Below are 1017 nucleotides of genomic sequence, written 5' to 3'. Positions count from 1 at the left end.
GGTTGTTTGTGAAAACTGAACATCCGGGATGAGTGGATTTTCCGCGCAACAGCAGCATGATGCTGCAAGCGAGGGGATGAGCACGACAAGACGACCGCGCGGAAATCACAGCCTGGCTTTCAAGGTGAAAGTTGCTGTCGCCGCGATTAAGGGTGAGCGAACTCTGATCGAACTGGCGCAGGACTTTGACGTACACCCGAACCAGATCAAGCAGTGGCGTGACCAATTACTGGAAGGCGCGACCGGTGTGTTTGGCGATGCCCCGAAGGCTGAACTGGCGCCGGTGATCGACGTGAAGACGTTGCATGCCAAGCTCGGAGAGCTGACGCTGGAGAATGATTTCTTGTCCGGCGCGCTCGGCAAAGCGGGTCTGTTGTCCCGTTGTCCGGCAGGCGATTGCTTCACGTCAAAGGCGTGCTTTAAGCACGAAGCAATCTTCCGAGAAGAGGGCGCAAAAGATGATCACTCTTTCAGAAAAGCTCAGCATCAGCCGACAGGCCATCGTGCTGGGGATCAGCCGGGGCAGAGTCTATTACCAGCCGCGACCGGTGTCAGATGCCGACCTGAAGCTGATGCACCGGATCGACAAGTTGCACATGGGGTTCCCCTTCGCGGGGAGCCGGATGTTCTAGGGTCTGCTGGTGCAGGAAGGCTTTAAGGTTGGTCGGCTGCACATCGCCACGCCCCCTTTCGTGACATTGCTTCGCAATGCACTGCCGGGCAGTGGATGAAGCGCATGGATGTCGAGGCACTGTATCGCAAGCCGAACACCTCCGAGCCGGCGCGTCCATGCGTAGCATGGCTCCGCCATGACGGCACAAGATCTCCCCCGACCTGCTCAGGAAACTGCCGATCACCCGGTCCAACCATGTCTGGGCGATGGACATCACCTATATTCCCCCTCTCGGCAGATTTGCTTTGCAAATCGCCTGCCGGGCAATGCATGGCGCGGGGCTTCCTCTATCTCGCCGCCGTTCTGGACTGGTTTACCAGGCGCGTGCTGTCTTGGCGGGTGTC

Annotated in this window: 1 pseudogene; it reads left to right on the top strand. The window is 58.6% G+C overall.

Going from position 1 to position 1017, the window contains the following annotated elements:
- Positions 1-76: 76 nt before the first annotated feature.
- Positions 77-1017: pseudogene (locus tag P775_RS30065) on the top strand (transposase family protein); the annotation flags it as partial.

It is taken from the genome of Puniceibacterium antarcticum, from assembly GCF_002760615.1.
Classification (GTDB): Bacteria; Pseudomonadota; Alphaproteobacteria; order Rhodobacterales; family Rhodobacteraceae; genus Puniceibacterium; species Puniceibacterium antarcticum.
The sequence above is the reverse complement of the archived record's forward strand: the minus strand, read 5'-3'. Positions and strand labels throughout refer to the sequence as shown.